The organism is Thermus sediminis (assembly GCF_003426945.1).
Classification (GTDB): Bacteria; Deinococcota; Deinococci; order Deinococcales; family Thermaceae; genus Thermus; species Thermus sediminis.
Genome location: NZ_QURO01000004.1, coordinates 331,546 through 356,283 on the forward strand (window position 1 = coordinate 331,546; position 24,738 = coordinate 356,283).

Genomic DNA, 24,738 nt, shown 5'->3' on the forward strand with positions numbered 1-24,738 from the left:
CTAGGATGCGTCTTTATCGCGTAGGTCTCTTCACCGACGTCTACTTCCCCAACCCCAACGGGGTGACCACCAGCGTCTACCTCCTCCTGAGGGAGCTCAGGCGCATGGGGCACGAGGCCTGGGTCCTGGCTCCCGCCCACCCCGAGGCCCCGGAGGAGGAAGAGGGCGTGGTGCGGGTCCCCTCGGTGGCCTACCCTTTCTACGAGGGCCAGCAGATCGCCCTACCTTCGGCTCGCTATTTGCCTACGAAGTTCGAGATCGTCCACACCCACACCCCCCTCACCCTCGGGGTCTGGGGGCTGAGGCTCGCCCGCAACAGGGGCCTGCCCCACGTCTCCACCTTCCACACCCACTACGAGAAGTACGCCCACTACATCCCAGGCCTGGCCGTTCTGGATCGGTACACGGGCATCGTGCCCCGCCTGGCCAAGGCCTTCTACAACCGGGTGGAGGTGGTCATCACCCCCACGGAGCCGGTGAGACGCTTGGCGGAAGGGTACGGGATCGAGAGGCCCATCCGGGTCATCCCCACGGGGATTGACAACCGCCTCTTGGAGGAGGCCCCCCTCCCCTCCCCTCCCCCCTGGCCCGAGGGGAAAAGGCGGCTTGTCACTGTGGGCCGCCTGGGGAAGGAGAAGAGCTTTGACCTGGTCCTGAGGGCGCTGGCGGAGATGGCCCGAGTGGAGGACGTCTTCCTGGTTCACATCGGGGAAGGTCCCGAGCTTACCTATCTCCAGGCCCTGGCCCGGGAGCTTTCCATCGTCCACAGGGTGCGCTTTCTAGGACCCGTCCCCTACCGAAGGATCGGGGGCTACTACCGTTCGGCCGAGCTCTTTCTCTTCGCCAGCGAGACGGAAACCCAGGGCCTCGTCATCTGGGAGGCCCAGGCCATGGGGGTGCCGGTGATAGCGGTGGGAGCGGAAGGGACTTTAGAAGGGGTAGAGGAAGGAAGGACCGGATACCTAGTGCCCCCCGGAGACTACAAAGCCTTGGCGAAAAAAGCCTTAGAGCTCCTCCAGGATGAGGAAAAGCGGCGGCGATTCAGCGTACGGTCCCGGGCCTGGGCCCTGGAACGCTCAGCGGAGCGCATCGCCGAAAGGATCGTGGCCGTCTACGAAGAGGCCAGCGAGATCCTCCGCGCCGAGCCCAGGCGGCTCATCTTTCCCTTTCCCCGCCTTCCCCGAAGTAACCTCGAGGATCGCCCAGGAGGTTCCTAACCTGCCTCAGGAGAAAAGGCCCCCAGCCCCCCTGGAGTCTCCGGGCCGAGGTAAGGACGAGGGCCTCGGGCACGTAGCGCACAGGGCCGAGGCGCCTTAGCCTCCAACCCAAAAGGACGTCCTCCCGGGCCTCCACCTCGGGGAAGCCGCCCACCCAGAGGGCCGCCTCCTTGAGGAGCATCATGTTGGCCCCCGCCAGGTTGGGCCGACCGAGGAGGGCCATCAGGTTGAGAAAAGCCCGGTAGCCTTGCTCGGAAAGGGTGGCCTCAAAGGGGGAGACCCCGTAAAAGCGTAGGGGGCCGTAGAGGGCCACCGCCCCCCCTGCCCGCGCGGTCAGGCGTTCCAGCCAGCGCTCCGTGGGCAAGGAGTCGGCATCGGTCATGGCCACCCACTCCCCCCGGGCCGCCAGGAGGCCCGCCTGCCGGGCGAAGGCCACCCCCTTCCTGGCGCAGAGAACCACCCGGGCGCCGTGGGCCTCGGCCACCTCCCGTGTGCGGTCGGTGGAGGCGTTGTCCACCACGATGACCTCCAGGGGCTTCAGGGTCTGGGCCGCCACCGCCCCAAGGGCTCTAGGAAGGTAGGCCTCCTCGTTGTGGGCGGGGATCACCACGCTGATGCGCACGGGTATACTTTAGCGTGTTTCGCTACCTGCCTTGGGCCCAAGACGGTCTTAGCATCCTCCTCCGCCTCATCCTGGCCGTGGGTCTGATGGAGGGGGTAAGGAGCGGTTATTTTGCTGGATTTCTCGCCTTCTACGCCCCGGAAAGGTTAGAGCTAGGCCCCACCGCTTTCACCCTGGCCTACACCCTACATCACCTCGCCGACCACCTCTCCAAAGGCCTGGGGGGGCTGATGGCGGAGCGGGTAGGCTTCGGCCTCACCGCCAGCCTGGCGGCTTTTGTGGGCTTTTTGGCCCTCCTCCTCACCCCCGCGGCCCACGGGGCCTGGACCCTCTGGGCCTTGGGGCTCCTCTGGGGGGTTTCCATGTCCACCCTCTACCCGGGCCTCATGACCTACGCCAGCCGCATCGCTGTCCCCGGAAGGGAGGCCAGGGCCCTTTCCTTCACCCTTACCCTGGTCCTGCCCTGGGTGGGCATCGGGGTGGTGGGGGTGGGGCAGGTGGCCTGGCGCCACCCGGAGGCGGGCCTCACCGCCCTCCTCTTCGCCCAGGGGGCGGCCCTGGCCCTGGCCCTCTCTCTCCTCCGCTTCCGCATCCCCGTGCCCCCGAAGAGCCGGAAGCGCTACCCCCTTTCCCGCCCTCTGTTCTTTTTGCCCGCGGCCTTCGGCCAGACCTTCGCCCCGGCTTTGGTCTCCCTCTTCCTCCTCCGCTTCGCCAAGGAGAGCCTGGGCCTCGAGCCCATCGGGGTAGGGGGGCTCCTCCTCCTTGGCGGCGGACTCGCCTTCGGCCTCCTCCCCTTCACCGGCAGAATGGTGGACCGCAAGGGGTACCGCCTGCCCCTGATCCTGGGCCTGGCCCTCCTGGGCGGGGTCATGCTCCGCCTGGCCCTGGGGCCCTCTCTGGCGGAGGTCTTTCTCCTTGCGGCCCTGGGGGGCTTGGGCTTCAGCCTCTTCATGCCGGGGTGGAACGGCTTCCTGGCCAAGAACCTGCCCCAGGAGAATCGGGCCGCCATCTGGGGTAGCCTGATGACCGTGGAGGGGCTCGGCGTGGCCCTGGGGCCCGTGGTGGGAGGGGCTCTCTGGGAGGCCTTTGGGCTCCAAGCTCCCTTCTTGGCGGGGGGCATCATCCTCTTTAGCCTGAGCCTCTTCTACGCCTTAGCGCTACGGAGGTTTGGATGGAACTAGCCTTCGGATTGGTCCTTCTGCTCTACGGACTTTCGGATATCCTCTTCCGCTTTCTGGGCCTTGGGGCCTACGCCCGGGGAAGCCGGCGGGAGCCCAAGGTGGCCCTCACCTTTGACGACGGCCCTTCGGAAAGGACAGAGGCTCTTCTTCACCTCCTGAAAGCCCACGGGGTGAAGGCCACCTTCTTCCTCACCGGGGAAAAGGCGAAGAAGCGGCCAGACCTGGTGGAAAGGATCAGGGAAGAGGGCCACCAGATAGAGGACCACGGCCAGATCCACCAGGCCTGGAAGCTCCTTCTGCCCTGGGTGGAGTGGCGGCACATGGCGGAGAACCCGGCGCGGTACTACCGCCCCCCCCACGGTCTCCACACCCCCTTCACCCGCCTCTTCGCCCGCCTACTGGGGAAAAGGGTGGCCCTCTGGGACCTGGAGAGCAAGGACTGGCTGGACCTGCCTCCTGAGGCCTTGGCGGAGAGGCTTCTCTACTACCTGCGCCCAGGGAGCGTGGTCCTCCTCCACGATGGCCCCGAAAGGACCCTGAGGCTTCTGGAGCTGGCCCTACCCAGGATGCGGGCGCTGGGCTACCGGTCCGTCACCCTAGACGAGCTTTCCCCCATACCCCTGGGGCCCCGTTTAGCCCTGGTCAGGGGCCTCCAGGGGTTCAACGAGCGGTATGACCGGAGGCACGGGCTAAAAAGGGTAGGTCTCGGCCCTTTTGATTTCCTCAAAGTGGAAGCCAAGCCTTTTCCCTTTCCTCCACTTAGAGGAGAGCCCGCTTTGGAACTCCATCTGGACTCCGAGCGGGTGGTGGAGCTCAGCCCCTTCCAAGCCCTCAGACAGATTCGGGAGGGGATGAAGGGGCTTGCGGCCATGATAGAAAGGGGCGAGATTCCTAGGCCCAAACTCCTTTATGGTTTCAGCTACCAGGCGGAGGACCTACGGGTTTTGGGTTTCCAGCCTTGGCCTTACCCTCTTCCCCCATGGGCCGCCCGCCTGGCCGCCTTAGCCACCATGTGGCAACTCTGGCTCTACCGAGGCGACCTCCCCGACTGGCGTAGGCCCGCCGCTACCCTCCGCTACATGGAAACCGAGGAGCTTCTACGGCGATTCCCACCGTCCACTCCCGCTTCCCCACCCCTGGCACCCGGTGGAGGCGAAACCCCGCCTCCTTGAGGGCCCGCCGGAAGGCTCCTTGGGCGGAGTAGGTGGCGAGCACCCCGCCCCGCCTTAGGGCCAGGCGGAGCCTCCTGAGCACCGGGGCTTCCCAGGCCTCGGGGTTGGCCTTGGGGCTGAAGGGGTCCAGATAGACCGCCGTGGCCCAGAGGGCGGGAAGGGCCACCTCCCGGATATCCCCGAAGACCACCCTAAGCTCCCCCCAGGGGCCGGAAAACCGCTCCTCGGGCCAGGCCTCGAGGATCTCCCCAAAGACCCTCTCCCCCAGGGGCAGGGGGAGGCGGATGGCGGAAAGGACCTCCCGGGGCAGGGGCTCCTTTTCCACCGCCAGGTAGCGGAGGAAGACCCCCCGGGCCAGGGCGCTTTCCAGGGCCACCCGGAAGTTCACCAGGAGGCCCAGGCCCACCTCCAGGACCCTCGGGGCCGGGTGGAGGTGGGTCCGGGTCCTCTCCAGGTAGAGCCTCCGGGCCTGGAGGAGGGCCCCCTGCCTGGGGTGGTAGGCCTCCCCGTAGGCGGGGTGGAAGAGGGTGGGGGTGCCGTCTTCGGTGTACAGGACCTCCACGCCCCCTTAGAATACCCCCCATGGAGCTCACCCTCCTGGATAGGCTCTCGGGAACCCTGGTGAACGCCGCCACGGTGGCCCTGGGCACGGGGCTGGGCCTGGCCCTAAGGGGCAGGCTACCCCAGCGCATGGCCCGCATCATGGTCCAGGGGGTGGGGCTCACCACCCTCTTCATCGGCCTCTCCATGGCCCAGGCCCTGGGGGGGGCCAAAGGGGGAGCCGTAGACGGGGTGGTCCTGGGCCTCCTGGCCTTGGTCCTGGGGGGGCTTCTGGGGGAGGCCCTGGGGGTGGAGGAGGCCCTCGAGGGCCTGGGGGAGAAGATCAAGCGGGCGGTGCGGGGCGGGGGGAGCTTCACCGAGGGCTTCGTGGCGGCAAGCCTCCTCTTCTGCGTGGGCCCCATGACCCTTTTGGGCTCCATCCAAAACGGCCTCACCGGGGATGCAAGCCTCCTGCTCCTCAAGGCCACCCTGGACGGGATGAGCGCCATCGCCCTCACCAGCTCCTTCGGGATCGGGGTAGGGTTCAGCGTGGTGGTGATCCTCCTCTACCAGGGCGGGGTGGCCCTCCTGGCGGGCACCCTGGCCCAGGTCCTCCCCGACCCCGCCCAGGACCCCCGGGTCCTCCTGGTGACCGGGGTGGGGGGGCTCATGGTCCTGGGGGTGGGGATCAACCTCCTGGGCCTCACCAAGGTGCGGGTGGGCTCCTTCCTGCCCGCTCTTCTCCTCGCCCCCCTGGTCTGGGCCCTGGCCGACTGGCTGAGCTAAGATAGCCCCCATGGAACTATCCTCCGAGCTATTGAGGAAGCTGGAAGCCCTGGCCAAGCTCAGGCTTTCCCCAGAGGAGGAGGCCCTTCTCCTGGAGGACCTGAGGCGCATCCTGGACTTCGTGGACACCCTGCCCCAGGTAGAGGTGGAGGAAGGGGATGAGGCCCTGGGGCGGCTAAGGGAGGACGAGGAAAGGCCCTCCCTCCCCCAGGCCCTGGCCCTCTCCGTGGCCCCCGACCAGGAGGAAGGCTTCTTCCGGGTCCCCCCGGTTTTGGAGTAGCCATGGTGGACCTCAGGCGCATCCGGCAAAACCCCGAGGAGATCCGGAGGACCATCGCCCTAAAGGGGGTGGACCTAGACCTCGAGGCCCTCCTGGCCCTGGACCGGGAGGTGCTAGGCCTCAAGCAACGCCTCCAAGACATCCAAACCGAGCGCAACCGCATCGCCAAGGAGGTGCCCAAGGCCTCCCCTGAGGCCCGAGAGGCCCTCATCGCAAAGGGGAGGGCCCTGGCCGAGGAAGCCAAGGCGGCGGAGGAGGCCTTGAGGGCAAAGGAGGCCCTCCTCCAGGAACTCCTCCTAAAAGTCCCCCTCCCCCCCTGGCCTTTGGCTCCGGTAGGCCCTGACGACAGCGCCAACGTGGAGATCAAGCGGGTGGGAGACCCCCCCCGGTTCTCCTTCCCTCCCCTGGACCACGTGAGCCTCCTGGAGAAGAACGGCTGGTGGGAGCCCAGGATCAGCAAGGTTTCGGGAAGCCGCTCCTACGCCCTAAGGGGGGACCTGGCCCTCTACGAGTTTGCCCTCCTCCGCTTCGCCATGGACTTCATGGTGGGAAAGGGGTTCACCCCCCTCACCCTTCCCTCCTACGCCCGGGAGATGGCCTTCGTCGGCACTGGGCACTTCCCCGCCGCCAGGGAACAGGTCTGGCCCATAGGGGGCGCCGACCTCTACCTCACGGGGACGGCGGAGGTGGTCCTGAACGCCCTCCACTCCGGGGAGATCCTGAGGAAGGAGGAGCTTCCCAAGCGCTACGCCGGCTACGCCCCCGCCTTCCGCTCGGAGGCGGGAAGCTTCGGCAAGGACGTCAGGGGCCTCATGCGGGTCCACCAGTTCCACAAGGTGGAGCAGTACGTCCTCACCGAGGCCAGCCTCGAGGCCTCGGACCAGGCCTTCGGGGAGCTTTTACAAAACGCCGAGGAGATCGTGAGCCTGCTGGAACTCCCCTACCGCCTCGTAGAGGTCTCCACCGGGGACATGGGCCCGGGGAAGTGGCGGCAGGTGGACCTGGAGGTCTGGGTCCCCTCGGAGGGGCGGTACCGGGAGACCCACTCCTGCTCCGCCCTCCTGGACTGGCAGGCCCGGCGGGCTGAGCTCCGCTACCGGGACGGGGAAGGCCGGGTGCGCCACGCCTACACCCTCAACAACACCGCCCTGGCCACCCCCCGCATCCTGGTGATGCTCCTGGAAAACCACCAGCTCCAAGATGGCCGGGTCCGGGTACCAGGGGCCCTCATCCCCTACGTGGGCAAGGAGGTGCTGGAGCCATGCGGATAGAGGCGGCCGAACTGAGGATCCTGGAGCTTCCCCTGAGGTTCCGCTTTGAGACTAGCTTCGGGGTGCAAACCAAGCGCACCATCCTCCTCCTGAGGCTCTTCGGGGAGGGCCTCGAGGGCCTGGGAGAGGGGGTGATGGAGAGGCTTCCCCTCTACCGGGAAGAAACCGTGGAGGGGACCCGCTACCTCCTCCAGGAAGCCTTCCTGCCCCGGGTGCTGGGCCAGGACCTCCCCAACCCCGAGGCCCTCGCCCAGGCCCTAAGCCCCTTCCGGGGGAACCCCATGGCCAAGGCCCTCCTGGAGATGGCCTTCTACGACCTCTTCGCCAAGGGACTGGGAAGGCCCCTCTGGCAGGTCCTGGGCGGGGTGCGGCGGGAGGTGGAGGTGGGGGTCTCCCTGGGCATCCAGTCCACGGTGGAAGCCACGCTCCGGGTAGTGGAGAGGCACCTCCAGGAGGGCTACCGCCGCATCAAGCTGAAGATCAAGCCGGGCTGGGACCACGAGGTTCTGAGGGCCGTGAGGGAGGCCTTCCCCGAGGCCACCCTCACCGCCGACGCCAACAGCGCCTACCGCCTTTCCGACCTCCCCCGCCTTAGGCGCCTGGACGAGCTGGGGCTGGACTACCTGGAGCAACCCTTGGGTTACGACGACCTCCTGGACCACGCTAGGCTCCAGCGGGAGCTTGCTACCCCCATCTGCCTGGACGAGAGCCTCACCTCGGCGGAGAAGGCCAGGAAGGCCATAGAGCTGGGCTCGGGCCGGGTCTTCAACGTCAAGCCCGCCCGGCTTGGGGGCCACGGGGAAAGCCTCAAGGTGCACGCCCTGGCCCAAAGCGCCGGCATCCCCCTCTGGATGGGGGGGATGCTGGAGGCGGGGGTGGGCCGGGCCCACAACCTGCACCTTTCCACCCTGCCCGGCTTCACCAAGCCCGGGGACGTGAGCTCCGCCAGCCGCTACTGGGAGGAGGACCTCATAGATGAGGCCCTCGAGGCCAAGGAGGGCCTCATGCCCGTTCCGGAGGGCCCCGGCATCGGCGTCCATCTGAAGCTTGCCTTGGTGGACAGGATCACCCTATGGAAGGGCTACGTGTCCGCGAGCTGAGGGGCTGGGAAGAGATGGAAAGGGTGGTGGGGCTCCAGCGGGAGGTCTGGGGCCGCGCGGAGAGCGACCTGGTGCCCAGGGGCCTCCTCATCGCCGTCCAGGACCAAGGGGGGCTGGTGGCGGGGGCCTTTTTGGGGGAGGAGCTGGTGGGCTTCGTCTTCGGCCTCCCCACCCAAGACCCTAGCCTCCAGCACTCCCACATGCTGGGGGTCCTGGAGCCTTACCGGGGCACGGGGGCCGCCCTCCTCCTCAAGCGCTTCCAGCGGGACTGGTGCCTAGCCCGGGGCATCCGCAAGGTGGTCTGGACCTTTGACCCCTTGAGGGGGGCCAACGCCAACTTCAACCTGAGGAAGCTCGGGGCCTGGAGCAGGACCTACCTCCCCGACCACTACGGACCCATGTCCGGCATCAACGCCGGGGCCCCCTCGGACCGCCTCCTGGCCGAGTGGGACCTCCTTTCGGAAAGGGTCTACGCCCGGATCTACGCCCCTCCGCCCGAAGCCAAGGTGGCGGGCCTTCCCCAGGCCAACCGGGTGGAGGAGGAGGTGCCCCTGAAGGCAAGGCTGGACCTGGAGGCGGAAAGGGTGTTGGTCCAGATTCCCGAGGACTGGGGACGGATCCTGCGGGAAGACCCCGCTTTGGCCCTAAGGTGGCGGGAGCACAGCCAAGAGGTCTTCGGCCATTACTTCGCCCGGGGGTACGTGGCCGTGGACTTCGTCCGAGGGCCCAACCGCTATGTCCTGGCCAAGGACTGAGATCTGGACCGCCGAGGTGGTCTACACCGGCTTCGGCACCCCCATGCTCCGGGGGGGGATCGCCGTCCAGGGGGGGGTGGTGGTGGGCCAGGGGCCTTTGGAAGAGCTCCAGGCCCGCTTCCCCCAGGGCCAGGTGGTGAGGAAGGGCCGGGCCCTCCTCCCGCCCCCGGTGAACGCCCACACCCACCTGGACCTCTCCCTCCTCTCCCTCTACCGGGGGCCCTTCACGGGCTTCCTCCCCCACGTGGTGGCCCACCGGGGGCTCAGGGGCCTCGAGGGGGCAAAAAGGGGCTTAGAAGAGCTCCAGGCCTCGGGGGTGGGGGCCTTCGGCGACATCGTCTTCCGGGACGAGGTCATGGACTTCCTCCTCCGGGAAAGCCCCCTGCCGGGGGTGGCCTTCTACGAGGTCTTCGCCCCCGAGCCCAGCGAGGCCGAGGAGGTTTTCGCCAGGGTGCGGGGGAAGCTTGCGGCCTGGCGCAGGCGGGAAGGGAGGGTGCGGGTGGGCCTCGCCCCCCACGCCCCCTACTCCGTGAGCCCGCCTCTGCTTAGGAAGCTGGCCCAGTATGCTCAGGCCGAGGGCATCCCCCTCATGATCCACGCGGCGGAAAGCCTCGAGGAGGTGAGGTTCCTCAAGGGCGGAGAGGGACCTTTTTTGGAGGTGTACCGCCGCCTCGCCCAGACCCCCTGGCGGCCCCCGGGCCTCACCCCCATCCGCCACCTCCACGCCCTGGGGGTCCTGGGGCCCCAGACCCTTCTGGTTCACGGGGTCCAGGTGGACGAGGAAGAGGTGCAGCTCATCGCCGAAACCGGAGCCAAGGTGATCCTCTGCCCTAGGTCCAACGAGAACCTTGAGGTGGGGGAGGCCCCCCTTCTCCTCTACGCCCGCCACGGGGTGGAGCTAGCCTTGGGAACAGACTCCAGGGCCAGCAGCCCCGATCTGGACGTGAAGGGGGAAGCCCTCCACCTCTGGGACAAGGCGGACCCCCGCCTCCTGGTGCGGGCCCTCACCCGGGGCGGGTACCGGGCTTTGGGCCTTCCCACCCCCCGCCTCGCCCGGGGAACCCCAGCGGCTTTGGTACACTCCCTCTGATGCGGCCCCTGCCCCACACCCTGGGCTTTCTCCCTACCCTCTTTGGTGAGGACCTGCGCCAGACGGGCCCCCTCATCCTCTACAGCGCCTTCACCGGGGCCCTGGCGGGGCTTCTGGTGGCCCTTCTGAACCTCCTCCTGAGGGCCTTAAGCGCCCTCTTGGGCCTCCTCTTCGGCTACCTTCCCCCCGAGGCCCCCGGGGAGAGGGGGCTCCTCCAGGCCTTCACCGGACCCCCGTTCTGGCCCCTGGCCCTCCTCCTCCCGCCCCTCTTCGCCCTCACCAGTTTTCTGGGCACGGGGCAGGGGCTTTCCGCCCTCCTCCTCGCCGCCCGGGAAGGACGCCCACCCCCGAGGCACACCCATCCCCGGACGATCCTGGGCGGGGTCCTGCAGATCTCCCTCTACTCCCCCATGGGCCGGGAGGGGCCCTTCGGGGTCCTGGGCCTCTGGCTGGGAAGCGCCCTGGACCACCGCTTTCCCCGGATGGGCGGGGGGCTCGCCTTTGCCGGCTTGGCAGCAGGCCTCGCCGCCGCTTTCCACGCCCCGGTGGCCGGGGCCCTTCTGGCCACGGAGATCCTCTACCGCTCCCTCCTCCTCGAGGCCCGGGCCCTTACCCCCGCCCTCATCGGGGCCCTCTCGGGCTTCGCCGTCTACGGGGCCTTCTTCGGCTACACCCCCCTCCTCCCCTTCCGGGTGGAGGTGGAGCTCACGGCCATCCCCTTGGGGGCCCTCATCGGCCTCCTGGCTGCCGCTCTGGCCACCTTCTGGACGGAAGGAAGCCGCTTTCTGGAAGGCCGCCTGAGGGGCCTGGTCCTCCCCCTGAGACACGCCCTCTTGGGCCTAGCCCTGGCCTTCCTCCTCCTCTTCCTCCCCGAAGCCTTGGGAAGTGGCCTGGGATGGGTAGCCATCGCCACCACCCCCCTCCTTCCCCCTCTGGCCCTCCTCTACCTCCTCCTGGCCAAGCTCCTCCTCCTCCTCCTGGCCCAGGGGGTGCGGGCCCACGGCGGCCCTTATACCCCAGCCCTGGTCCTGGGCGGGTTTCTTGGGGCCCTTCTCGCCCGCTTCTCCGGCCCCCTGGCCCTACCCCCCGAGGCTCTGGCCCTGGCCGGGGGGGCAGCGGTCCTCTCCGGGGTAGCCCGGGCCCCTTTTGCGGCCACGGTCTTGGCGGCGGAGTGGGGCGGGTACGCCATCTTGCCCCTGGTCATCCCCGCGGTCCTCCTAGCCTATGTGCTCACCCCGGCCCATGCCCCGGAGGAAGGCTTCAAGGAAGCCCCGGCCACGCCGGAGGCGCCTCCGTCTGAAACGCCTCTGCAAAGGGAACCCCCGCCTCCTGCCCCCGGAGCCGACGCCGAGCCCGGAAGTCCTCGAGGGTGAAGGGCCAGCGGTAAAACTCCTGGTAGAACCGGAAGACGGCCTCGGCCACCTCTTCCGTCTCGGTCACGTCCACATAGACCAGGGGCCTCCCTAGGTCCCGCCTGGGGTAGTGGTAGAGGCGCACGGGGTCCCGGTGGGCCTCCCCCACCAGCTTGGGGATGCGGCAGAGCTTCAGAGCCGAGAGCACCGCCTGGTGGGTAGCCCGGTGGTCGGGGTGGAGGTCCAAGGGATCCCAGGTGATCACCGCCTGGGGGCGGAACGCCGCCATGAGCCGGGCTAGGGCCAAGGCCTCCTCCCTTCCTCCGGAGAGAAGGGTGTCTCCGAAGGGCAAAAACCTGTACTCGGCCCCAATCAGCCCGGCTACGTGAGCCCCGTGCTCCTCCCGCATTTGGGCCACCTCCTCGGGAGAGGCCTCCCCAAAGTGGCTGGCCAGTTCCCCCCGGGTCATCCAGACCAGAAGGACCCGGTCCCCCCTCCTGGCGTGGAGGGCCAGGGTGCCCGAGGCCCCAATCTCGTCGTCGGGATGGGCGAAGACCGCCATGAGGTTCATGGGGGGAAGTCTACCCAACTTGCCCCCCTAGGGCAAACCCCTTAGCATGGGGCCTAGCCATGGTTCGGGGTATCCGGGGTGCTATCGCTGTGGAAGAGGACACGCCCGAGGCCATCCACCAGGCCACCCGGGAACTCCTCCTGAAGATGCTGGAGGCCAACGGCATCCAAAGCCATGAGGAGCTGGCCGCCATTATCTTCACCGTCACCGAGGACCTCACCTCGGCCTTTCCCGCGGAGGCCGCGCGGCAGATCGGCATGCACCGGGTGCCCCTCCTCTCCGCCCGGGAGGTGCCCGTGCCGGGCAGCCTCCCCCGGGTCATCCGCGTCCTCGCTCTCTGGAACACGGACATCCCCCAGGACCGGGTGCGCCACGTGTACCTGAGGGAGGCGGTCAAACTCCGGCCCGATCTGGAAAGTGCCCAATGAGCCTTGACAAGCCGGTCCCCCGGGCGTATCCTGAAGAAGGTAAGGTTTAAGGGAGAAAAAAGGCATATCTGGTTTGGGGTATGACGGCGCTTCCTAGCTTGGGAGTGGCTCAACAGGTGGGAGGCCTCACCCCGGAGGGCCTACCCTGTAGGGTTCGTGGACCTCACCCCCTGGAAGCGGGCCTTGGAGGCGGCGGAGGCCCTAGTAAAGCAGAACCCCAACGACCTGCGGGCCCTCCGGCTCCTGGCCGAGATCTACACTGAAACCCAGTGGGCCATCCGCGCCTGGGAGGCCTGGATGAACTACCGGGAGCAGGGGGGCATCTGGGACGAGGCCTCCAGGGAGGCGGCGGCCAAGGTGGCCCGCACCCTAGCCTTCTACGCCAACCAGCGCGGGGACCGGGCCGAGGCGGAGCGCTGGGCAGCCCAGGCCCTGGCGGTGGGGGCGGGCCAGTAATACCACCCCATGCTGGCTTGCGCCGGCATGGGGGCCCCGGCGCAAGGTCCCTGGGGGCCTCCTAGGGCTCGTAGGGTAAAGGAAACCGGAAGCAAGGGTATAAGCCTAGGGCAGGCGGAAAAGGAGGACCCGCCCTTCCCCCCCGCCCGTAGCCAGGGCGGGGGCTTGGGGGTGAAAGTCCAGCCCGTACACCGCACCGGTATGCCCCACGTAAACCCGCTCCAAAAGGTCCGCCTCGAGGTCGTAGAGGCGCACCTCCTGGTCCTGCCCTCCGGAAGCCAAATAGCGGCCATCGGGGCTGAAGGCTAGGCCCAAGGGCAGATCCTTGTGGGCGTAGAGGAGCCGGGGTTCGGGCCCGCCCGGGGCCAGGAGGTCCAAAAGCCTCACCCCCCCGTCCGCCGAACCCACGGCGAGGTAGCGGCTGTCGGGGCTGAAGGCCAGGGCGTAGACGGGCCCTCCCGGGACCCGGACTTCCCCCCGCTTTCCTGGGAGGGCGAGGTCCCACACCTCCACCCGGCCCACGGAAAGCCCCAAAGCGAGGACCCTCCCCCCGGGGCTTTAGGCCGCGGAGAAGAGGTAGGGGCTTAGGGGACGGGTGGCCAGGACCTTGCCCGTGGCAGGGTCAAACAGGGAGAGGTTCCCCCGGAGCTGAAGGCCGTAGAGGCGGCCCTGGGAGTCAAAGCCCACCTTGAGGAAGGCCGGGCCCCTACCCAAAGCCCGGAGGAAACGGCCTTGGGTCTCGTACAGGCGCACCGTCCCATCCCCTGAGGCCGAGGCGAGGTGGCGGCCGTCGGGGCTGAAGGCTAGGTCGCGCACGTAGGAGGCGTGCCCCTCGAGGTCCAAGGGGGGGCGGCCCGGGGGGATGAGGCGGACCTGCCCGGCTGCGTCCCCCAGGGCCAAGACCCCCTTGGGGCTGTAGGCCAGGGCGTAGACCAAGCCCCTGCCCCCCTTCAGGGCCTCCGCCCGGGGATCATGGCGCAGGAGTTCGGCGGTGAAGGCCCTCAGGCCCCCCTCCTGCACCTCCACCCGAGCCTCGTAGGCCAGGTAGGTCCCCCCGGGCTCCTCGAGGCGCAGGCGGAGAAGGCGGCGGCCCGGGGCAGCTTGGACCTCGAGGGGACAGGTCCCCAAGAGGCTCCCGTCCCAGAAGACTTAGGCGGGCCTGGCCTCCCCTCGGAAGCAGCAGTCCAGTTGAAAGGCCGGGGCCAGGGTCTGGGCCAGGGCCGGAAGGACGAGGGGGAGGAGACCCAGCGCCCTCATCCCAACACCTCCCCCCAGGGCGTGGGCTCCTTGGGGCTCACGTAGCCCGTGTCCATCTGGGCGAGCTGCAGCCTCCCCGAGTACTCCTCGTTCACCGCCTGCCAGTAGGTGTACTCCTCTATGACCCAGATCCCCGACTCCCGGGCCCCGTTGCCGCTCCCCTTCACCCCGCCGAAGGGCAGGTGGGCCTCGGCCCCCACAGTGGCGTTGTTGATGCTGGTCATGCCCGCGCGGATGCCCACCTTGAAGAGGTAGGCCCAGTGGCGGTGGTTGGTGTAGATGGCGCTGGAAAGCCCATAGGGGGTGCTGTTGGCCACCTCGATGGCCTCCTCGATGCCGTCCACCTTCACCAGGTTGATGGTGGGGCCGAAGATCTCCTCCTGGAACTGGCGCATGCCGGGACGGGCCTCAAAGACCGTGGGCCAGCCGAAGAGGCCCGCCTCCGGGTCCCCGTGGAAGTGGGGGTAGGGGTTGTCCCGCCCGATCCGCCCCCGGCCGAAGAGGAGCGTAGCCCCGTCCTCCTCAGCCCAACGGTAGTGCTCCAGCCAACGGGCGTAAAGCCTCTCGTTGATGAAGGGGCCATAGGTGACCTGGGGGTAGAGGAGGGGGTTGCCGATGGCGGTGGCCTCCACCTTCTCCAGGAAGCGCCTTTTGAACTCCTCGTAGATGGGGGCGTCCACCAGGATGTTGCCCGCCGAGGTGCACCTTTGGCCCCCGGTGGCGAAGGCGCTCCACCAGGCCCCCTCCACCGCCAGGTCCAAGTCGGCGTCCCGCATGACCAAAAGGGGGTTCTTGCCCCCAAGCTCCAGGGTGGGCCTTATGAGGTTCCGCCCCGCCACCTCCCCGATCCAGCGGCCCACCTGGGTGCTCCCCGTGAAGGCGAACTTCTGGAAAAGCCCCTCGTCCATGAGCTCCACCAGCCACTGGCCGGTGGAGTCCTTCCCTCCGCCCAAGACCAGGTTGATGACCCCGGGGGGTAGGCCCGCTTCTTCAAAGAGCTTCACGAAGACGTAGGAGAGGACCGGAGAGTCGTCGGAGGGCTTCCACACGACCGTGTTCCCCGCGAGGACCGCCGGGATCAGCTTCCAGCTGGGCACGGCGATGGGGAAGTTGCCGGCGGTGATCATTCCCACCACCCCCAGGGGCCGCCTGAAGGTGAAGAGCTCCTTATGGGGCATCTCGCTGGGGACGGTCTGGCCGTAGAGCCTGCGCCCCTCGGAGGCAAAGAAGATGGCGGTGTCTATGGCCTCCTGCACGTCCCCTGCCGCCTCCTTGAAGGTCTTCCCCACCTCCCGCACCATGAGGCGGGTCAGGGTGGGCTTCTCCCTTTCTAGGATCTTGGCCAGGTTGAAGAGGACCTGGCCCCGGACGGGGGCGGGGGTGCGGCTCCATTCGGAGAAGGCCTCCTTAGCCTTCAGGGCCGCCTTCCTCAGGGTGTCCTTGGTGCCCTCGGGGAAGCGGGCGATCAGGTCCTCCCCGTCCGAGGGGTTCCGCCTCTCCAGGACCTTCCCTTCAAAGACCTCATCCCCACCGATGAGGTGGCCCAGCTCCAGGGCGTTGCCGTACTTGCTCGCAAAGGCCTTCATGGGAACCTCCAGGGAGGATTCTACCCCTGGCCGAACTTGGCCTTCAAAGCCCTCAGGGTGGCGGGGGGAACCAGCTTGGACACGTCCCCTCCGTAGCGGGCGATCTCCTTTACCATGGTGCTGGAAACGAAGGAGTAGCGGGTGGCGGAGAGGATAAAGAGGGTTTCCAACCCGGGCAGGAGCTGGCGGTTCAGGTGGGCCATCTGCAGCTCGTACTCGTAGTCGGAAACCGCCCTAAGCCCTTTCACAATGGCCTGGGCTCCCACCCGCCGCACGAAGTCCACCAGAAGCCCGGAGAAGGTGGAGGCCTCCACGTTGGGGAGGTGGGCGGTGGCCTCGCGGACAATGCTTAGCCGCTCCTCGGCGGTGAAGAGGTAATGGCCCCGCTTGTTGGGGTTTTCCAGGATGGCCACCGTGACCTTGGTGAAGAGGCGGCTCGCCCGCTGGATCACGTCCATATGGCCATTGGTCAGGGGATCAAAGCTTCCGGGGTAGACCACGTGCATCTAGACCTCCACCAGGGTGAGGGCGTTCTCCCCGTAGACCCGGCGCTCCCCCAAGGGCAGGTGGAGGTCCTTGGGGTGCTGAAGGATGCAAAGCCCCCCTTTCTCCACCAGACTGCTTTCTAAAAGGGCCCGAAAGGCGGCCACCAGGTCCATGGGATAGGGCGGGGCCATGAAGGCCACGGTGTACCGCTCCCCTTTGGCCTGGGCCTCGGGGAGGAAAACCTCCACGGGCAAGGGGACGATGCGCACGGAAAGACCGGCCCTACGGGCGTTTTCCTTGAGCAGGGCGATGGCCCCTTTGTCCCTCTCCACCAGGGTGGCTTGCCAACCCTCGCTGGCCGCCTCGAGGCCCACCGCCCCGCTTCCCGCATAGAGGTCCAGAAACCGCCCCTTCCTTGGGTAGCGCAGGCGGAGGTAGTCAAAGAGGGCCTTCCTGAGGCGCACCGGGGAGGGACGGGCCGAGGTGGGCACCTTCAGGGGCACCCCCTTGGCCCTGCCGCCAAGAATCCTCACCACACCCCTTAGCTTAAAGCTCCAAGACCAGCTGGGCCAGGCGGGCCACCCCCTGGTCTATCTCCTCCAGGGTGAGGAGGATGTCCAGATGGGCCAGGGTGCTGGCCCGGGTCTGGGCTAAGCCGGCCTCGAGGCGGCGCAGATGGGCCCGCTTGAGGCCTTGGAAAAACTCGCCGCCCTCTTCCCCCAAAACCTCCTTCGCCAAGGCCCGCTCCCCCGTGGCCAAGGCCGCCCCCAGGCGCTCCAGCCGGGAGAGCACCCGGGAGGCCGCCAGGAGAAGGTCCTCCTTGCCCTCTGGGCTGAAGCGGAGGCCCTGGGACCAGAGCCTCTCCGCCTGGCGCACCACCCGGCGCACCAGGTCCCCCAGGCGCTCCAGCTCGCTGGCGGCCACGAACAGCCTCACCGCCCGCTCGTCCCCTGTGCGTCTAGCCAGCTCGGAGGTGTAGAGGACCAGCTCCCGGGTGAGGGCGTCCACCTTCTCCTCCTGTTCCTGCAAGCTGGCCTCTCTCCCCTCCTCCTGGGAAAGGACCCGCACGGACTGGACCAGCATGCTCCGCACGGTGTCCGCCACCCGGGATAGCTCCCGCCGCGCCAGGGCTAAGGCCAGAAGGGGGGAGTCCAAAGCTTCCGAACGCAGGTACTTCGGGACCACCTTGCGCTTAGGGAATATCCCCTGCGCCACCCTGCCCCAAACCCCGGAAAGCGGCCAGTAGAGGAGGGTATAGAGGAGGTGGCCCAAAAGGTGCCAGGCCAGGATGTTCTCGGGAATGATCCACACCAGGGGGAGGAGGAAGCCCGAGACCAAAAGCCGGTGCAGGAAAAGGGGAATCCCCAGGCGCCAGGCCTCCCCCCTTCCCCCTAGGGCGGCCCAAAAGAAGGTGCTGGTGGTGCCCACCCCGGCCCCCAGGACCATGGCGGCGGCCACCCCAGGGGCTAGCTCGCCCACAAGCAGGAGAGCCAAAGCGGCCACGGCGTTGGCCGAGCCCATGAGCCCCCCTAAAAAAAGCCCCACCAGATACCCTGTCCCAAGGCCCCGCACCTCCCGGGCCAGGGCCAGCACCGGGTCAAGGCCCCGCCCCATCTCGGCAAAGCCCAAAAGGAGGAGGCCCAGGCCGAGGAAGAAAAACCCCCACCGCCGCCACGCGGCCACCAGGTAGAGGAAAAGCCCCAAAACCAAAAGGGCCTCCTGCACCCCCTCCCGGGCCACGGCCAACAGCCCTACCCAGACCCCCGCCCCCGCGGTGGCGGCCAGGGCCAGGAGGGCCGCCTGGGCGTGGGTCAGGACCCCCACCTCCAGGAGGGCCAAGGCCAGCAGCCCAAGACCCGAGCCGCTCCCGGAGAGAGCGCCCAGGGCCAGGCCATAGACCAGGCTCCCCGCAGGAGAGCCCAGCCCCCGGGAGAGAAGCACCCTGCGCCCCCTCCATCCGGCCAGGGCCTCGGAGATGAGGTGTAAACCCAAGAGGAAGAGGGCCAGGCCCGCTAAAAAGTGCACGGGGAAAGTATACGTAAAGCCGGCCCCAGGGCCGGCCTTATGGTCGGGGAGACTGGATTTGAACCAGCGACCCCCTCGTCCCGAACGAGGTGCGCTACCGGGCTGCGCTACTCCCCGTAGCGGAGTCCAGTATAGGGGAGGAAGGAGAAAAGGTCAAAGGGGATTGACGGGAAAGCCCAAGGGTTTCTACACTAGGGCCTAACCGCGCCGGGGCGCGGCCACAACCAGCCCGTTCTCTTATCCAGAGCGGTGGAGGGTACGGCCCTAGGAAGCCGCGGCAACCTCCCACCCCTTCCGTTTCATGGCCGGATGCGGGTGGGGCTGGTGCCAACGCCGGCCCGGGCGGGGGAAACGCCCGGGGACGATAAGAGAGGGGGGTAAGCGCCACGCCCAACCCCTTCTTGGCGAGAGAACGGTCCCGCCGGGAAGGGGCTTTTTATGGCCCCTTCCAGCGCCCCCGCGGGGAAGGAGGCCAAGATGCGCTTTGAGACCTTACAACTGCACGCCGGGTACACGCCGGAACCCACGACCCTAAGCCGCCAGGTCCCCATCTATCCCACCACGAGCTACGTCTTCACTAGCCCCGAGCACGCCGCCGACCTCTTCGCCCTTAGGACCTTCGGCAACATTTACTCCCGCATCATGAACCCCACGGTGGACGTCCTGGAGAAGCGCTTGGCGGCCCTAGAAGGGGGGAAGGCGGCCCTGGCCACCTCTAGCGGCCACGCCGCCCAGTTCCTGGCCCTCACCGCCATCGCCGGGGCGGGGGACAACCTTGTCTCCACCCCCAACCTCTACGGGGGTACCTTCAACCAGTTCAAGGTCACCCTGAGGCGCCTGGGGATCGAGGTGCGCTTCACCTCCCGGGAAGAAGCCCCCGAGGAGTTCCTGGCCCTCACCGACGAGAGGACCCGGGCCTGGTGGGTGGAGTCCATCGGCAACCCCGCCCTCAACATCCCCGACCTCGAGGCCCTGGCCCAAGCGGCCCGGGAGAAGGGCGTGGCCCTCTTCGTGGACAACACCTTCGGCATGGGAGGCTACCTCCTTAGGCCCTTGGAATGGGGGGCCGCGGTGGTCACCCACTCCCTCACCAAATGGGTGGGGGGGCACGGGGCGGTGATCGCCGGGGCCATCGTGGACGGGGGGAGCTTCCCCTGGGAGAACGGCCGCTACCCCCTTCTCACCGAGCCCCAGCCGGGCTACCACGGCCTCCGGCTTACGGAGGCTTTCGGGGACCTGGCCTTCATCCTCAAGGCCCGGGTGGATGGCCTCCGGGACCAGGGGCAGGCCCTGGGGCCCTTTGAGGCCTGGGTGGTCCTCCTGGGGATGGAAACCCTCTCCTTGAGGGCCGAGCGCCACGTGGAGAACACCCTGCACCTGGCCTACTGGCTTAGGGAGCACCCCCAGGTGGCCTGGGTCAACTACCCGGGGCTTCCGGACCACCCCCACCACCAGAGGGCCCAGAAGTATTTCAGGGGAAGGCCGGGAGCCGTCCTCACCTTCGGCCTCAAGGGAGGCTACGAGGCGGCCAAAGCCTTCATCTCCCGCCTCAAGCTCATCTCCCACCTGGCCAACGTGGGGGACACCCGGACCCTCGCCATCCACCCCGCCTCCACCACCCACTCCCAGCTCTCCCCAAAGGAGCAGGCCCAAGCCGGGGTGGCCCCGGAGACCATCCGCCTCTCCGTGGGCTTGGAGCACGTGGAGGACCTGAAGGCGGAGCTAGAGGAGGCCCTGGGATGAGCGAGATCGCCCTGGAGGCCTGGGGGGAGCACGAGGCCCTCCTCCTCAAGCCCCCCCGCTCCCCCCTCACCATCCCCCCGCCCAAGCCCCGCACCGCCGTCCTCTTCCCCAGGCGGGAGGGGTTTTACACGGAGCTCGGGGGCTACCTCCCCGAGGTGCGCCTCCGCTTCGAGACCTACGGGGGGCTTTCCCGCAAGCGGGACAACGCCGTCCTCGTCTTCCACGCCCTCACGGGAAGCGCCCACCTGGCGGGGGTCTACGACGAGGCCACCTTCCAAAGCCTCTCCCCCCTGGAAAGGGCCTTCGGCCGGGAGGGCTGGTGGGATAGCCTCGTGGGCCCGGGAAGGATCCTAGACCCCGCCCTCTACTACGTGATCTCCGCCAACCACCTGGGAAGCTGCTACGGCTCCACCGGACCCCTCTCCTTAGACCCCAGGACGGGGAAGCCCTACGGCAAGGACTTCCCGCCCCTCACCCTCCGGGACCTGGCCCGGGCCCAGGCGAGGCTTCTGGACCACCTGGGGGTGGAGAAGGCCACGGTGATCGGGGGAAGCTTGGGGGGAATGGTGGCCCTGGAGTTCGCCCTCATGTACCCGGAGCGGGTCAAAAAACTGGTGGTCCTCGCCGCCCCCGCCCGGCACGGCCCCTGGGCCCGGGCCTTCAACCACCTCTCCCGCCAGGCCATCCTCCTGGACCCCGAGTACCGAAGGGGAAATCCCACCCCTAGGGGGATGGCCCTGGCCCGGGGCATCGCCATGATGAGCTACCGGGCCCCCGAGGGGTTCGCCGCCCGCTGGCAGGAGGCCCCGGAGATGGGGGAGGCCTACCTGGACTACCAGGGGGAGAAGTTCCTAAAGCGCTTCCACGCGGAAAGCTACCTGGTCCTCTCCCGGGCCATGGACACCCACGACGTGGGCCGGGGGCGGGGGGGCGTGGAAAAGGCCCTAAGGCGGCTTAGGAACCTCCCCGCCCTTTTCGTGGGCATCGACACCGACCTCCTCTACCCCGCCTGGGAGGTGCGGGAGGCGGCCCGCCTAGCCGGGGCCCGGTACCGGGAGATCAAAAGCCCCCACGGCCACGACGCCTTCCTCATAGAGACCGACCAGGTGGAGGAGATCCTCGAGGCCTTCCTCCCCTAAGGCCCGGCCTACTTACCCACGCAGAAGTTCTGGAAGACCCGGGCCACCACCTCCTCGGCCACCTCCTTGCCCGTGAGGGCGGAAAGGGCCTTCAAGGCCTCCTCCAGGGCCAGGCCCATGAGGTCTTCGGGGAGGGCAAGGGCCTCCAAGAGCCTCTCCTTGGCCCGAAGGAGGGCCTCCACCTGCCTTTCCGTGAGGAGGAACTCCCCACCCCCGCTCCCCAGCAGGGCCTCCTTGAGGGCTTCCTTGAGGTTTTCCATCCCCTCCCCCGTCAGACTGGAGACGGAAAGAAAAGCGGGGTCCCCCCAAGCGGGAGGGAGGTCGGCCTTGGTGGCCACCCGGATGACCCGCTCCCAGGGAAGGGGGGGCGGCGGGGGCCTGGGGACCGAGCGGTCGGCCACGTAGAGGACCAGGTCCGCCTCCTCGGCGATCCTGAGGGCCCGCTCCACCCCGGCCCTTTCCAGGGGGTCCTCCGTCTCCCGCACCCCGGCGGTGTCCAAGGCGACGAGGGGGATGCCGAAGAGCTCCAGGGGGGCCTCCAGGTAGTCCCGGGTGGTGCCGGGGATGGGGGAAACCAGGGCCCGCTCGTAGCCCAAAAGGGCGTTCAGGAGGGAGCTTTTCCCGGCGTTGGGGGCCCCGACCAGGGCCAGGCGGGCCCCCTTCTGGGCTAGGCGGGAGGCCTTGGCCTGGGCCAAAAGGCCCTCTACCTCCTCTAAGGCCTCCCGGATGGTCCCTTCCGCCCGGTGGGGCTCCACCCCCTCCTCGGGGTAGTCCAGGAGGGCCTGGATGTGGGCCAGGAGGTCCAGAAGCCTCTCCTCCAGGGCGGCGATCCTGCGGGAAAGGGCCCCCTCGAGGCCCCTCAGGGCCTGCCTCCTGGCCAGCTCCCCTTCCGCCTCTACCAGAGCCAGGACCGCCTCCGCCTGGGCCAGGTCCAGCCTGCCGTTCAGATAGGCCCTCAGGGTGAACTCCCCCCGCCCGGCAGGCCTCGCCCCCAGGCCCACCAGGACCTCCATCACCCGCTTCAAGACCGCTGGGGAACCGTGGGTCTGGAACTCCACCAGGTCCTCCCCGGTGTAGGAGCGGGGGGCGCGGAAGACCAGGAGGAGGGCCTGGTCTATGGTCTCCCCGGTCCAGGGGTCCACCACCTCCCCAACGGTGAAGCGCCCCCCCTTCAAGCGCCTGGGGTCCTTCCCCCGGAAGGCTTGGGCGGCGATCTCCAAAGCGCCTTCCCCCGAGAGGCGCACCACCCCGATGGCTCCCTTGCCGGGAGGGGTGGCGATGGCGCAGATGGGGTCCTTGAGGTTCACGCCTGGCGAAACTCCTCCTCGGTGATGCCCGCTTGCTTCAGGATGGCCCGGAAAAGGCCCCAGGGAATCTCCCCGGAGTGCATGGGCAACACCACCCTTCGGCCATCTGGGTGCACATAAACCCTATGCCCGCCCTTACCTCTTCGCGGCAGGAGTTGGAAACCCAACCGCTCCAGCTTGCGGGCCACCTCGGAAGTCTTAGGCGGCATCCAGGGAGACCTGGGCCACCGCCACGTCGGGAGGCGGAGCTTCCCCTAGGGCCTCGAGGGCTTCCAGGGCAGCCGCCAACGCGTCCTTGGCGTTTTCCAGAGCCTCTTCCGGGGAGTGCCCGAAGGTGACGCACCAAGGGATAGCGGGCACCTCGGCCAGCCACACCCCGGGGGTCTCCGGGTCGGGACGAAGGAGGACGGTGTAGCGCATCCTTCCCATTATAGAGCCTGATCCAGGGCCTCGAGGGTCCTCGCCACCTCCTCTTCCCCGTGGGCGATGGAGAGGAAGGCGGCCTCAAAGTTGGAGGGCGGCCAGTACACGCCCCGGGCCAGGAGGCCGTGGAAGAAGCGCTTGAAGAGCTCCAAATCCGTGCGCTTGGCCTCGGCGAAGGTGCGCACGGGGCCTTCGGTGAAGAAGACGGTGAGCATGGACCCCACCCGGTTCACCGCGTGGGGCACGCCCTTTCTGGCGAGGACCTCCCCTAGCCCCTCCTCCAGCCTGGCCCCCACCTCCTCCAGGTGGGCGTAGAAATGGGGGTTCGCCTCCAGGGTCTCCAGGGTGGCCAGGCCCGAGGCCATGGCCAGGGGGTTCCCGGAGAGGGTCCCCGCCTGGTACACAGGGCCTAGAGGGGCCACCTTCTCCATGATCTCCCGCCTTCCCCCGTAGGCGGCGGCGGGGAGCCCCCCGCCCAGGACCTTGCCCAGAGCGACGAGGTCGGGCTTGAGGCCAAAACGCTCCGTGGCCCCGCCTGGGGCCAGGCGGAAGCCCGTCATCACCTCGTCGGCGATGAGGAGGGCCCCGTAGGCCTGGGCCTCGTGGAGGGCCTTGAGGAAGTCCTCCGTGGGGACCAGGACCCCGGCGTTCCCCACCACGGGCTCAAAGATGATGGCGGCGATCTCCTCGCCCCGGCGCTTCAGGACCTCCCGGAGGCCCTCGGCGTCGTTGTACTTCAGGACCAGGGTGAGCCGGGCGTAGGCCTCGGGAACCCCGGCCGAGGAGGGCACCCCCAGGGTGAGGGCCCCGCTTCCCGCCTCCACCAGGAGGCCGTCCGCGTGGCCGTGGTAGTTGCCCCGGAACTTGACGATGAGGTCCCGGCCCGTAAACCCCCGGGCGAGCCTCAGGGCGCTCATGGTGGCCTCCGTCCCCGAGCTCACGAAGCGCACCAGCTCCACGCCGGGGTAGGCCCGCTTCACCTTCTTGGCCAGCTCCACCTCGAGGGGGTGGGGGGCCCCGAAGGTGAGGCCCCGCTCCAGGGTCTCCCGCACCCGGGCGAGGACCCTAGGGTGGGCGTGGCCCAGGATCAGGGGCCCCCAGCTCAGCACGTAGTCCAGGTAGCGGTTCCCGTCTATGTCCCACACATAGGCCCCCTCACCCCGCACCAGGTAAGGGGGGGTCCCCCCCACCGCCCTGAAGGCCCGCACCGGGCTGGACACGCCCCCGGGGATATGCCTTTTCGCCTCCTGGAAGTAGGCCTCAGAGATGGGCCGCTCCATGCCCCCTACTCTATCGGGTTCCGGCGGAGAGAAAGTGGGGAAAGGGCCCCAAGCGCCCGCACCTTAGCCCGGGCTACGGAGCCCCCTTTTCGGGTCGCTGCCTGAGCCAAAGCCGGAGGGAGGCTTAGGCCCCAAAGAGGTCCTTCAGGGGAAGGCGGAAGCCGGGAAGGGCCTCGCCCCCCTCCAGGACCTCTCCGGGCCGCAAAAGCCTTCCCTCCCCGCCCCGCCTGTAGACCTCCACCGCCTGGAGCTCGGGGTAGACCAGCCACACCGCCTTGGCCCCCGCCTCCAGATAGTCCAGGACCTTGGCCAAAACCCCCTCCGCCTCCTCCCCCGGGGAGACCACCTCCACGGCGAGGTCCGGCGCCCCCTCGTAGAAGCCTTCCCGGGCCACCTCCTTGAGCCTTTCGTGGGAGAGGAACCAGACGTCAGGGCTCCGCACCCGGTCGGGGTCCCGCCTCAGGATAAACCCTCCCTCCACCCCGGCCACGCCGAGCTTGGTCTCCTCCAGCCAAAGGCGAATGCGGAAGAAGACCTCGCCAGCGATCCTACCGTGCCCCGGCTTGGGCGGCATCTCCTCCCGGACCTCCCCGTCCACAAGCTCCCCCCGCTTTAGGGGCAAGGCGAAGAACTCCTCGGCCTTGAGGCGGGTCTTGACCATGGGGCCTCCT

The 24,738-nt window shown here is 68.4% G+C and carries 28 protein-coding genes, 1 tRNA gene and 1 riboswitch; of the genes, 14 read left to right on the top strand and 15 right to left on the bottom strand.

What is annotated here, in order from left to right:
* Window positions 1–5 precede the first annotated feature (5 nt).
* Complete coding sequence (locus ATI37_RS02370; RefSeq protein ID WP_117236947.1) at window positions 6–1,217, top strand: glycosyltransferase family 4 protein; 1,212 nt, start codon at window positions 6–8, stop codon at window positions 1,215–1,217.
* On the opposite strand, the gene ATI37_RS02375 is transcribed toward ATI37_RS02370, so the two are convergent.
* Window positions 1,156–1,839 carry a glycosyltransferase family 2 protein gene (locus ATI37_RS02375; RefSeq protein ID WP_117236948.1) on the bottom strand — a complete coding sequence of 228 codons (684 nt, stop codon included), beginning with the start codon at window positions 1,837–1,839 and terminating at the stop codon, window positions 1,156–1,158. The two genes, ATI37_RS02370 and ATI37_RS02375, sit on opposite strands and share 62 nt — an antisense overlap.
* Before the next feature lie 14 nt (window positions 1,840–1,853).
* Here ATI37_RS02375 and ATI37_RS02380 point away from each other — a divergent pair, with 14 nt between their 5' ends.
* Both ATI37_RS02380 and ATI37_RS02385 read left to right on the top strand, forming a co-directional pair.
* On the top strand, window positions 1,854–3,020 hold the full coding sequence (locus tag ATI37_RS02380) for an MFS transporter (RefSeq protein ID WP_117236949.1): 1,167 nt from the start codon (window positions 1,854–1,856) through the stop codon (window positions 3,018–3,020).
* Window positions 3,011–4,192, top strand: coding sequence for a polysaccharide deacetylase family protein (locus ATI37_RS02385; RefSeq protein ID WP_117236950.1), 1,182 nt, complete (start codon window positions 3,011–3,013; stop codon window positions 4,190–4,192). The genes ATI37_RS02380 and ATI37_RS02385 overlap by 10 nt, the downstream gene beginning before the upstream one ends.
* On the opposite strand, the gene mnmD is transcribed toward ATI37_RS02385, so the two are convergent.
* Window positions 4,086–4,754 carry a tRNA (5-methylaminomethyl-2-thiouridine)(34)-methyltransferase MnmD gene (gene mnmD, locus ATI37_RS02390; RefSeq protein ID WP_117236951.1) on the bottom strand — a complete coding sequence of 223 codons (669 nt, stop codon included), beginning with the start codon at window positions 4,752–4,754 and terminating at the stop codon, window positions 4,086–4,088. The two genes, ATI37_RS02385 and mnmD, sit on opposite strands and share 107 nt — an antisense overlap.
* 20 nt (window positions 4,755–4,774) lie before the next feature.
* Here mnmD and ATI37_RS02395 point away from each other — a divergent pair, with 20 nt between their 5' ends.
* Genes ATI37_RS02395 through ATI37_RS02425 form a run of 7 tightly spaced genes read left to right on the top strand, consistent with a single transcriptional unit; the run spans window position 4,775 to window position 11,387 of the window.
* On the top strand, window positions 4,775–5,518 hold the full coding sequence (locus ATI37_RS02395; RefSeq protein ID WP_117236952.1) for a DUF554 domain-containing protein: 744 nt from the start codon (window positions 4,775–4,777) through the stop codon (window positions 5,516–5,518).
* Between the two features lie 10 nt (window positions 5,519–5,528).
* Window positions 5,529–5,798, top strand: a complete 270-nt coding sequence (gene gatC, locus ATI37_RS02400) for an Asp-tRNA(Asn)/Glu-tRNA(Gln) amidotransferase subunit GatC (protein ID WP_198665491.1) — start codon at window positions 5,529–5,531, stop codon at window positions 5,796–5,798.
* A 2-nt stretch (window positions 5,799–5,800) separates the two neighbouring features.
* Window positions 5,801–7,069: a serine--tRNA ligase gene (serS, locus tag ATI37_RS02405; RefSeq protein ID WP_117236954.1), complete on the top strand. Its 1,269-nt coding sequence runs from the start codon at window positions 5,801–5,803 to the stop codon at window positions 7,067–7,069.
* Window positions 7,060–8,169: an o-succinylbenzoate synthase gene (gene menC, locus ATI37_RS02410; RefSeq protein WP_117236955.1), complete on the top strand. Its 1,110-nt coding sequence runs from the start codon at window positions 7,060–7,062 to the stop codon at window positions 8,167–8,169. The genes serS and menC overlap by 10 nt, the downstream gene beginning before the upstream one ends.
* Entirely contained in the window at window positions 8,142–8,924 is a 783-nt protein-coding gene (locus tag ATI37_RS02415; RefSeq protein ID WP_117236956.1) for a GNAT family N-acetyltransferase, read from the top strand. The genes menC and ATI37_RS02415 overlap by 28 nt, the downstream gene beginning before the upstream one ends.
* On the top strand, window positions 8,905–10,014 hold the full coding sequence (locus tag ATI37_RS02420; protein WP_117236957.1) for an amidohydrolase family protein: 1,110 nt from the start codon (window positions 8,905–8,907) through the stop codon (window positions 10,012–10,014). The genes ATI37_RS02415 and ATI37_RS02420 overlap by 20 nt, the downstream gene beginning before the upstream one ends.
* Complete coding sequence (locus ATI37_RS02425; protein ID WP_117236958.1) at window positions 10,014–11,387, top strand: chloride channel protein; 1,374 nt, start codon at window positions 10,014–10,016, stop codon at window positions 11,385–11,387. Before ATI37_RS02420 ends, ATI37_RS02425 begins: the two co-directional genes overlap by 1 nt.
* On the opposite strand, the gene ATI37_RS02430 is transcribed toward ATI37_RS02425, so the two are convergent.
* Complete coding sequence (locus ATI37_RS02430) at window positions 11,275–11,928, bottom strand: PIG-L deacetylase family protein (protein ID WP_198665566.1); 654 nt, start codon at window positions 11,926–11,928, stop codon at window positions 11,275–11,277. The genes ATI37_RS02425 and ATI37_RS02430 overlap by 113 nt on opposite strands.
* Before the next feature lie 68 nt (window positions 11,929–11,996).
* Here ATI37_RS02430 and aroH point away from each other — a divergent pair, with 68 nt between their 5' ends.
* Window positions 11,997–12,365 carry a chorismate mutase gene (gene aroH, locus ATI37_RS02435; RefSeq protein ID WP_117236960.1) on the top strand — a complete coding sequence of 123 codons (369 nt, stop codon included), beginning with the start codon at window positions 11,997–11,999 and terminating at the stop codon, window positions 12,363–12,365.
* A gap of 156 nt (window positions 12,366–12,521) precedes the next feature.
* A complete protein-coding gene (locus ATI37_RS02440; RefSeq protein ID WP_232822420.1) occupies window positions 12,522–12,821 on the top strand; it encodes a hypothetical protein in 300 nt (99 codons plus the stop codon).
* A 105-nt stretch (window positions 12,822–12,926) separates the two neighbouring features.
* Here ATI37_RS02440 and ATI37_RS11935 read toward each other — a convergent pair whose 3' ends face one another.
* The 7 genes from ATI37_RS11935 to ATI37_RS02470 all read right to left on the bottom strand — a co-directional run bounded on the left by ATI37_RS11935 (window position 12,927) and on the right by ATI37_RS02470 (window position 18,292).
* The gene (locus ATI37_RS11935; protein WP_232822421.1) at window positions 12,927–13,343 is read right to left on the bottom strand and encodes a WD40 repeat domain-containing protein; all 417 of its coding nucleotides are present in this window, start codon (window positions 13,341–13,343) and stop codon (window positions 12,927–12,929) included.
* 36 nt (window positions 13,344–13,379) lie between these two features.
* Complete coding sequence (locus ATI37_RS11940) at window positions 13,380–13,949, bottom strand: WD40 repeat domain-containing protein (protein WP_232822422.1); 570 nt, start codon at window positions 13,947–13,949, stop codon at window positions 13,380–13,382.
* Window positions 13,950–14,074: 125 nt separating this feature from the next.
* Window positions 14,075–15,664 carry an aldehyde dehydrogenase family protein gene (locus tag ATI37_RS02450; RefSeq protein WP_117236961.1) on the bottom strand — a complete coding sequence of 530 codons (1,590 nt, stop codon included), beginning with the start codon at window positions 15,662–15,664 and terminating at the stop codon, window positions 14,075–14,077.
* Window positions 15,665–15,684: 20 nt separating this feature from the next.
* Window positions 15,685–16,170: a pantetheine-phosphate adenylyltransferase gene (coaD, locus tag ATI37_RS02455; RefSeq protein WP_117236962.1), complete on the bottom strand. Its 486-nt coding sequence runs from the start codon at window positions 16,168–16,170 to the stop codon at window positions 15,685–15,687.
* Window positions 16,171–16,686 carry an RsmD family RNA methyltransferase gene (locus ATI37_RS02460; RefSeq protein WP_117236963.1) on the bottom strand — a complete coding sequence of 172 codons (516 nt, stop codon included), beginning with the start codon at window positions 16,684–16,686 and terminating at the stop codon, window positions 16,171–16,173.
* Between the two features lie 10 nt (window positions 16,687–16,696).
* The gene (locus tag ATI37_RS02465; RefSeq protein ID WP_117236964.1) at window positions 16,697–18,175 is read right to left on the bottom strand and encodes a PhoU domain-containing protein; all 1,479 of its coding nucleotides are present in this window, start codon (window positions 18,173–18,175) and stop codon (window positions 16,697–16,699) included.
* 40 nt (window positions 18,176–18,215) lie between these two features.
* A tRNA-Pro gene (locus tag ATI37_RS02470) sits at window positions 18,216–18,292 on the bottom strand.
* 117 nt (window positions 18,293–18,409) lie between these two features.
* A riboswitch (SAM riboswitch) is annotated at window positions 18,410–18,546 on the top strand.
* A gap of 106 nt (window positions 18,547–18,652) precedes the next feature.
* On the opposite strand from ATI37_RS02470, the gene ATI37_RS02475 reads away from it, so the two are divergent.
* Window positions 18,653–19,918, top strand: a complete 1,266-nt coding sequence (locus ATI37_RS02475; RefSeq protein ID WP_117238487.1) for an O-acetylhomoserine aminocarboxypropyltransferase/cysteine synthase family protein — start codon at window positions 18,653–18,655, stop codon at window positions 19,916–19,918.
* Entirely contained in the window at window positions 19,915–21,057 is a 1,143-nt protein-coding gene (gene metX / locus ATI37_RS02480) for a homoserine O-acetyltransferase MetX (RefSeq protein ID WP_117236965.1), read from the top strand. The genes ATI37_RS02475 and metX overlap by 4 nt, the downstream gene beginning before the upstream one ends.
* Window positions 21,058–21,065: 8 nt before the next feature.
* Here metX and mnmE read toward each other — a convergent pair whose 3' ends face one another.
* The 5 genes from mnmE to ATI37_RS02505 form a co-directional block, all read right to left on the bottom strand.
* Complete coding sequence (gene mnmE / locus ATI37_RS02485; RefSeq protein WP_117236966.1) at window positions 21,066–22,364, bottom strand: tRNA uridine-5-carboxymethylaminomethyl(34) synthesis GTPase MnmE; 1,299 nt, start codon at window positions 22,362–22,364, stop codon at window positions 21,066–21,068.
* The gene (locus ATI37_RS02490) at window positions 22,361–22,573 is read right to left on the bottom strand and encodes a type II toxin-antitoxin system HicA family toxin (protein WP_117236967.1); all 213 of its coding nucleotides are present in this window, start codon (window positions 22,571–22,573) and stop codon (window positions 22,361–22,363) included. The genes mnmE and ATI37_RS02490 overlap by 4 nt, the downstream gene beginning before the upstream one ends.
* Window positions 22,563–22,784 carry a type II toxin-antitoxin system HicB family antitoxin gene (locus tag ATI37_RS02495; RefSeq protein ID WP_232822423.1) on the bottom strand — a complete coding sequence of 74 codons (222 nt, stop codon included), beginning with the start codon at window positions 22,782–22,784 and terminating at the stop codon, window positions 22,563–22,565. Before ATI37_RS02495 ends, ATI37_RS02490 begins: the two co-directional genes overlap by 11 nt.
* Window positions 22,785–22,792: 8 nt before the next feature.
* Window positions 22,793–24,067 (bottom strand): glutamate-1-semialdehyde 2,1-aminomutase, encoded by a 1,275-nt coding sequence (gene hemL / locus ATI37_RS02500; protein ID WP_117236969.1) that lies wholly within the window; start codon window positions 24,065–24,067, stop codon window positions 22,793–22,795.
* 124 nt (window positions 24,068–24,191) lie between these two features.
* On the bottom strand, window positions 24,192–24,728 hold the full coding sequence (locus ATI37_RS02505) for a Uma2 family endonuclease (RefSeq protein WP_117236970.1): 537 nt from the start codon (window positions 24,726–24,728) through the stop codon (window positions 24,192–24,194).
* Window positions 24,729–24,738 lie beyond the last annotated feature (10 nt).